The organism is Pseudomonas sp. 05T35 (assembly GCF_056396605.1).
In genome coordinates, this window is sequence record NZ_JBFTLU010000920.1 from 1 (window position 1) to 537 (window position 537).

At 52.9% G+C, this 537-nt stretch carries 2 protein-coding genes; one reads left to right on the forward strand and one right to left on the reverse strand.

The window, feature by feature from the left end:
* The coding region (locus AC1DH9_RS30695; protein WP_477809523.1) for a CoA transferase at nt 1-266 on the forward strand (266 nt) is incomplete at its 5' end.
* Here the strand turns inward: AC1DH9_RS30695 and AC1DH9_RS30700 are convergent.
* Nucleotides 244-537: hypothetical protein (locus AC1DH9_RS30700; protein ID WP_477809524.1), on the reverse strand; the 294-nt coding region annotated here is incomplete at its 5' end. The genes AC1DH9_RS30695 and AC1DH9_RS30700 overlap by 23 nt on opposite strands.

A 537-nucleotide genomic window follows, 5' to 3' on the forward strand; every position in this document is an offset into this window, starting at 1 on the left:
GGGGTGTGCCGTGCGGACCGATCAACGATCTGTCTCAGGTATTTGCCGATCCACAGGTCAAGGCGCGGGGTTTGGCGATCGAGCTTCCTCATGCGCTGGCTGGGGTGGTGCCGCAGGTTGCCAGTCCCATTCGCTTGTCCGAGACACCAGTGGAGTACCGAAGCGCCCCTCCTCTATTGGGTGAGCACACGCTTGAGGTTTTGCAGCGGGTGCTGGGGCTTGAGGCCGCCACCGTTGCTGCTTTTAAAGAAGCTGGAGTGCTCTGAGGGTTCCTTCTATATAGAGGCGGTGTTTTTCCTTCTCCATATAGAGGGGAAAACACTGTTTTTTCGGCTTTCTGCAACTCATTGATAGAAAAGCAAAATTAAGTGTTGACGGCAGATTCTGGAAGTCTATAATTCGCCCCACTTCCGGCGCAGTCGAAACGGAAAACTCCTTGGTAAACAAAGAGTTACGCAGTTTTCGGCAGCGGTTACGCTTCAGTTCATCGAAGYCYGAAGGAGTTGAAAGAGCGGTGTTGTTTGGCTCTTTTAACGG